The sequence below is a fragment of the Bullifex sp. genome (genome assembly GCF_034103065.1).
Lineage (GTDB): Bacteria > Spirochaetota > Spirochaetia > Sphaerochaetales > Sphaerochaetaceae > Bullifex.
Map to the genome: position 1 here is coordinate 1 of NZ_JAXEGN010000129.1, position 7,283 is coordinate 7,283.

Genomic DNA, 7,283 nt, shown 5'->3' on the forward strand with positions numbered 1-7,283 from the left:
TAATTCCAATCGTGTTGGCTGCTTAGATGAGTACTCATTAAGTGCTATTTTTACCATATTATATCGGTCTACAGCAGGTGTTGGATTACTTTCTTGCTTAAAGTTTGAAATTCGAGCAGGAATAACAATTACTCTCTCATAAGGAGTATACTCTTCTAATTGGTTTAATATATGTAAGTGACCCTTATGAATTGGATCAAAAGTGCCACCAAAAATACAAGTGAGTTTACTCTTCATCTCTGTAGTAGGCATCATTATCTACCTTTGTGGTAAAACCACCATTATCATCAGTTTTTTTGATTCCAGCATCGCTTACCATTTTTATAAAGGCATGCTTAACATCTTCAATAGTTTCATCCATGTAAATAGATAGCTTATGTACCTTTACATCGCCAAACATCTCTTGAAGCTTAATATATCTCTCTTCTGCTCCATCCTCATCATATTTACTGGCAATAATTACTTGAGGTTTCTTTAAAAGTTCTGGAGCAAAGGTGTGAAGTTCATTTGTTAAAATTGAATAAGAATCTAGATATGCTTCATCTGATAAATCGATGAAGAAAGCAAGTCCTTTAGTTCTTGAAATGTGTCTTAAGAACTTAAAGCCCATTCCAGCGCCTTCGCTTGCACCCTCAATAATACCTGGGATATCAGCTAATATCATATCTTGATCATCATAGCGCATAGCACCAAGCTGTGGTATCTTAGTTGTAAATGGGTATCCTGCAACCTTGCTTCTTGCATTAGTTAATAAGTTTAATAGAGAGCTCTTTCCTGCATTAGGAAAGCCTACAAAACCAATATCTGCAATTACTAATAATTCAACTCCAACTCTACACTCTGTACCCTTTTCACCAGGTTGAGCAAAACGTGGAGTTTGACGAGTAGCAGTTCTAAAGTGCCAGTTACCTTGGCCACCTTTACCACCCTTTAAAAAGACATATCTATCAAGACCAGTTAAGTCTTTAATAATTTCACCTGTATCAGGATCCTTTAATACTGTTCCTGGTGGAACAGGAATTTCAACATCCTGTCCATCACGGCCAAAGCATCTATCGCCCTGTCCATTTCTTCCATTTTCAGCACGATAGGTTCTAACCATCTTTAAATGTCCAAGAGTTCTTAAATTTTCTTTAACGACAAAAACGACGTCTCCACCACGTCCGCCATCTCCTCCATCTGGACCACCTTTTGGCACAAACTTTTCACGATGGAATGATACACAGCCTGCACCACCATTACCGCTAGCTACATCGATATATGTCTCATCAGAAAATCCAAACATTAATTAACTCCTGTCTTTTTTAACCAAATATAAATTATTTTTTATGATTTTCCAAGAATACATAATAATTGCCGTGGCACAGCAAAATAGTCCACGGCAAATAATTATTTATTACTCTTAGTTCTTTTTAGATAAGAATTCGTCAATTGCCTTAGCAGCAACCTTACCAGCGCCCATAGCTGAAATAACTGTAGCAGCACCTGTTACAGCATCACCACCAGCATAAACACCTTCACGGCTTGTTAGACCATCTTCATTTACAATGATACCACCATGAGCATTAACTTCGAGTCCCTTAGTAGTATTCTTAATAAGTGGGTTTGGACTTGTACCAATAGCCATAATAACTGTATCAACATCGAGTACGAATTCACTACCTTCAATTGCGATAGGTCTTCTTCTACCCTTTTGATCTGGCTCACCGAGCTCCATCTTTACACACTTCATTCCTGTAACAAATCCATTCTTTGGATCTCTTGGATCATCAGGGTTGTGGTAACCAAGGATTTCAACAGGGTTATTGAGAAGTCTGAAATCGATACCTTCTTCCATTGCATGTTCAACTTCTTCTTTTCTTGCAGGAAGCTCGTTTAAAGATCTTCTATAAACGATATAAACCTTTTCAGCGCCAAGACGAAGAGCTGTTCTAGCGGCATCCATAGCAACGTTACCACCACCAACTACTGCAACCTTACCACCCTTCATGATAGGTGTATCAGGAGTATCTTCATATGCCTTCATAAGGTTAGATCTTGTTAAGAACTCGTTTGCTGAATATACACCCTTTAATGCTTCACCAGGGATATTCATGAAGTTTGGAAGACCTGCACCTGAACCAACAAATACTGCTTCATAGCCCATACCAAAGAGTTCATCAATTGTTAATGTCTTACCAATTACTACGTTAGTATCGATATCAACACCGAGAGCCTTTAAGCCTTCAACTTCTTTTGCAACAATTGACTTTGGAAGACGGAATTCAGGAATACCATAAACAAGTACACCACCGGCTGTGTGAAGAGCTTCAAATACAGCAACTTTATAACCCTTCTTAGCAAGGTCACCAGCACATGTTAAGCCTGAAGGACCTGAACCAACTACTGCAACTTTGTGACCGTTTGGTTCTGGAGCAACTACTTCAGCTTTGCAGTTTGCATTGTGATAGTCAGCAACGAATCTCTCTAAGCGACCAATTCCAACTGGTTCGAACTTAATACCTAAAGTACACTTACTCTCACATTGTGATTCCTGAGGACATACACGACCACAAACAGCAGGAAGAGAAGAAGATTTAGAAATAACCTCGTAAGCACCTTCAAAGTCCTCTTTCTTAATGTGACTGATAAACTCAGGAATACTGATGTTTACAGGACAGCCCTGTACACATGGTTTATTCTTACAATTTAAACATCTGTTAGCTTCTTCAACAGCTGTTTTTACATCATATCCAAGAGCTACTTCCTTAAAGTTGTGAGCTCTTACTTCTGGAGCCTGAGTAGGCATCTCATGTTTTTTTGGATTAATTGGCATTTTTTAGTCTCCTCAAGCCTTCTTGAAAAGGTTACATGCATCACTATATGCATGGCGCTCGTAATCAAAGTACATTCTACCTCTGCTCATAGCCTCATCGAAGTCAACTTCGTAACCATTGAAGTCTGGGCCATCAACACATGCGAACTTTGTTACCTTCTTACCATCTTGATTTAATGTTAAGCGGCAACCACCACACATACCTGTGCCATCAATCATGATTGGGTTCATTGAAACTGTAACAGGGATGTTATATGGTCTAGCTGTTTCAACAACGAACTTCATCATAATAACTGGTCCAATTGTAATAATTAAATCAAATGTTTCACCTTCTTCAAGCATTTCCTTGAGAGGAACTGTAACATTACCATGTCTACCGTAAGAACCATCATCAGACATAACAACAAGTTTATTAGAAGCTTCTTTGAACTCTTCTTCACAAATTAATAAGTCTTTATTTCTGAATCCAATAATTGATGTTACATCAGCACCGAGTCTGTGGAACTCTTGAGCAACAGGCATTGCAATAGCACAACCTACACCACCACCGATGATACATACCTTCTTAATACCCTCTGTGTGTGTTGCAACACCAAGAGGACCAACAAAGTCTTGGATGTATTCACCCTCTTCTTTGTGGTTAAGTTTTTCAGTTGTTGCACCTACTACTTGGAAGATAATTTTTACTGTGCCGTCTTCTGTATTGCAACCTGCAACAGTGAGTGGGATTCTTTCACCTTTTTCATCAACGCGAAGAATGATGAATTGACCTGGTTTTGCCTTAGCAGCAACAAGCGGAGCAACAATTTCCATCTGTGTAACTGTTGGATTTAAAACTTTTTTTCTAGCAATCTTGTACATTTTTTATCTCTTTTTTTATAATGTTAATTTATTCTTTATCAAAAAATAATGAATTAGTAAACTAACAAAAGGCGCCTTTTTGGCGCCCTATGAATATAATTAATAAAAAGTTGATTAGAAGTCAACTTCTGTGTCGTAGTAACAACACTTGAGAAGCTTAACCATCTCTTCCTGACTTGGCTGACGTGGGTTAGAACCAGTACAAGCATCGAGGAGAGCGTTCTTAGCAATATCTTCAACTCTCTCTAAGAATACATTCTCTGGAACAAAGCCCTGCTCACATGGATAGCTATCAGCACCATAGTTCTTAATACAGTGTGGGATGTTAAGATCATCATTCATCTTTCTGAGATAAGCAATTAAGAGCTTAACTTTCTCATCATCATCCTTACCACCAAGGTGCATGTAATCAGCAATTACACCATAGCGCTGCTTAGCAACTGGGTCCTTTGCGTTGAATGCGATAACCTTTGGAAGGTACATAGCGTTAGCTGCACCGTGAATGATGTGTGCACCATAATCCTGGAAGATAGCACCAGTCTTATGAGCCATTGAGTGAACAATACCAAGAAGAGCATTACTAAATGCCTGTCCAGCAAGACACTGAGCATAGTGCATTCTATCTCTTGATGCCATATCACCGTTGTATGAAGCAACTAAGTCCTTTTGAATCATTTCAATTGCATGGATTGCAAGTGGGTCTGTGAACTCACAGTTAGCTGTAGATACATAAGCTTCAATAGCGTGTGTCATTGCATCCATACCTGTGTGTGCAACAAGCTTCTTAGGCATTGTCTCAGCAAGATCTGGGTCAACAATTGCAACATCTGGAGTAATTTCAAAGTCAGCAATAGGATACTTAATACCCTTAGCATAGTCAGTAATAATAGAGAATGCTGTTACCTCAGTAGCTGTACCTGATGTTGATGAAATAGCACAGAAATGAGCCTTCTTTCTAAGTGAAGGAATACCAAATACCTTACACATCTCTTCGAATGTGATTTCAGGATATTCATACTTAATCCACATTGCTTTAGCAGCATCAATTGGAGAACCACCACCCATAGCGATAATCCAATCAGGCTTGAACTCGAGCATCTTTGCAGCGCCCTTCATAACTGTATCAACAGATGGATCTGGCTCGATACCTTCAATGAGTTCTACTTCCATTCCAGCTTCTTTAAGATAGTTAACTGCTCTATCTAAGAAACCAAACTTCTTCATTGAACCGCCACCTACGCAGATAACAGCTCTTTCGCCTTTAAATGATTTAAGAGCTTCTAATGAACCCTTACCGTGATATAAGTCTCTTGGTAATGTAAAACGTGCCATACATGACCTCCATTAAAAATTCTAAATAAGTTATTCCTAACTGCCCCTTGTTATATCACTTTCTAAAAGTAATGGCTACTATTTTATCGATATTTTTTTATCTTTTTTTTATTAATAAAAATGGACCCGGAATTCCGAGTCCTGATGCTTATTTATTCTTTTTAAACAATTTTTGTACTTGAGGAATACTAAAGACTAATGTTAGTACTGTTACAGCAAATAGAATCACTGTAATTGGACTTGAGAAGAGATAAGCTATTTTATGCTCTTCACTCTGCAAAAGTGAAACTGTTCGTCTAAAGTTTGAATCCATCATAGAACCAAGTACTATTGCAAGTACCATTGGTGCTGTAGGATATTCATGCTTTCTCATAAAGTAGCCAACTAAGCCAAAGATAAACATTAATACAACATCAAAAATTCTATTATTACATGCAAAGCTACCAATGATACAAAGTACAGTTACAATTGGAAGAAGTATTCTCTTTGGAACAAGAATTAACTTACTAAGCTTTGGTGCAACTAATAGACCTAATAAAAGAAGGAAGATACATCCAATAAAACCACCAGCTAAGACGGAAGCAAACATATCAGGTTGGGTTTTAATAAATAGTGGTCCTGGTTGCATTCCATGAACAATAAATACACTTAAAATAATTGCAGTTACTGCATCACCTGGAACAGCTAATGTAAGCATCGGAATTAAAGCACCACCAATACAAGCATTGTTACTACTTTCACTTGCTACAATACCTTCTACTGCACCTTGTCCAAACTCACGAGATGGCTTTTTAACAACTTTCTGAGCAGTTGAATAAGCTAAGAATGAAGCAACTGGTCCACCTGCTCCCGGAAGAGCTCCAACAAATGTACCAATTACTGAGTAGATAATTGAGAATGGAAAATGTTTTAAGATATCTTTCATAGGAACCTTTTCATTCTTCATCTCACTTACTTCTGCCCCCATCTTCTTTTGCATGATAGATGAGAGTACCTCAGTCATACCAAAGAGACCAACTAAAGCAGGAACTACGTTAATTCCTCCCTGAAGTGCTCTGATTCCAAAGGTTAGTCTTGGGCGTCCCATTACACTATCCATACCAACCATTGCAATTAACAATCCTACTGCAGCACTAATTAAACCTTTGGTAAAAGATTTACTTGTTAAGCTTCCTACTGCTAAAAGACCAAAGAATGATAGAAGAAAGTAATCTATTGGATGGAATTTAAGGGCAATATTTGAAATTGGCCCTGATAAAAGCCAAAGAGCGATAAAACCAAATACAGAACCAACAAAGGAGTATACGGTAGCATACTTTAAAGACTTATATGCCTCCCCTCTTTTTGCAAGAGGATATCCATCAAAAGCAGTAACAACTGAGCTAGGAGCACCTGGGATGTTGATTAAGATTGCACTCAATGCTCCTGAAAATACTCCTACAACATAAAGTCCCATTATCATAGCCATGGCATCAGATGTACCCCATGAATATGTAACTGAAACTAATAAGGCAGTTGCCATTGTAACAGATAGTCCTGGGATAGCACCAATGAATAGACCTAATACTGAACCAAGAAGTACTAGTAAAATAAATCTTGGAGAGCAAAAATAACCAATCATGTAATTAATGTTCATAGTCTAATTCCCATTATATAAAGTAGCTTTCCCTTAGGAAGCATTACGCCAAGATAAACACCAAATAAAAAGTAAATTATTAAAGAGGTAACAACACTAATTAAAATAACCTTTACCCAGTTCTTTTCTCCAAGTAAGCGAACTATAGCACCAAGTAAAATCATAGTTGAAATTAAAAAACCAAGGTATCTTAAAACCACTAGATAAATAGCACACTCTGCTAAAAATAGTAAAAATGTCTTTTTATCCCCTTTTTCACTCTTTTTCTCATCCATCCCTTTTAAGCCACTTAATAAGAGAGAAATAGATAAAACAAAAAGCATCAATGAAATAAAGAGTGGAAAAAGATATGGACTTAATTTCCATTCAACCTTAAAGCCGAAGTGACTTACTATAGAATAAATAACTCCAATTACAGAAAAGGCTAATAAAGCTATACCTTCAATAACTACTGGATTTAGCTTTTTTCTATCTTCTTGCAACTTGAACCTCCAAGTGAACTACCGCCACCCTAAAGGGTGCCAGCTTGCAACTGCCCAGCAGTACTAACGGCTTCTAGCCTCCTGCCTTTAATTCCTGCAGTTTCCTTCTATGGACTTGCAGATGGCGTTACATCGTGGGGCAATTGACTGTGCCCCA

General features: G+C 37.8%; 7 protein-coding genes. All 7 read right to left on the reverse strand.

From position 1 onward, the window contains the following. Positions 1-237 (reverse strand): adenylyltransferase/cytidyltransferase family protein (locus tag SOY52_RS05130; protein WP_320847902.1); only part of this gene is annotated, 237 nt, incomplete at its 3' end. Then, positions 227-1,285, reverse strand: a complete 1,059-nt coding sequence (gene cgtA / locus SOY52_RS05135) for an Obg family GTPase CgtA (RefSeq protein WP_320847903.1) — start codon at positions 1,283-1,285, stop codon at positions 227-229. The genes SOY52_RS05130 and cgtA, both read right to left, overlap by 11 nt. A gap of 117 nt (positions 1,286-1,402) precedes the next feature. Then, entirely contained in the window at positions 1,403-2,815 is a 1,413-nt protein-coding gene (gene gltA, locus SOY52_RS05140) for an NADPH-dependent glutamate synthase (protein ID WP_320847904.1), read from the reverse strand. 12 nt (positions 2,816-2,827) lie between these two features. Further along, entirely contained in the window at positions 2,828-3,676 is an 849-nt protein-coding gene (locus SOY52_RS05145; RefSeq protein ID WP_320847905.1) for a sulfide/dihydroorotate dehydrogenase-like FAD/NAD-binding protein, read from the reverse strand. A 114-nt stretch (positions 3,677-3,790) separates the two neighbouring features. After that, entirely contained in the window at positions 3,791-5,008 is a 1,218-nt protein-coding gene (locus SOY52_RS05150) for an iron-containing alcohol dehydrogenase (RefSeq protein ID WP_320847906.1), read from the reverse strand. Positions 5,009-5,156: 148 nt separating this feature from the next. Further along, the gene (locus tag SOY52_RS05155; protein WP_320847907.1) at positions 5,157-6,644 is read right to left on the reverse strand and encodes a tripartite tricarboxylate transporter permease; all 1,488 of its coding nucleotides are present in this window, start codon (positions 6,642-6,644) and stop codon (positions 5,157-5,159) included. Further along, positions 6,641-7,126 (reverse strand): tripartite tricarboxylate transporter TctB family protein, encoded by a 486-nt coding sequence (locus tag SOY52_RS05160; RefSeq protein ID WP_320847908.1) that lies wholly within the window; start codon positions 7,124-7,126, stop codon positions 6,641-6,643. The genes SOY52_RS05155 and SOY52_RS05160 overlap by 4 nt, the downstream gene beginning before the upstream one ends. Positions 7,127-7,283: the final 157 nt, after the last annotated feature.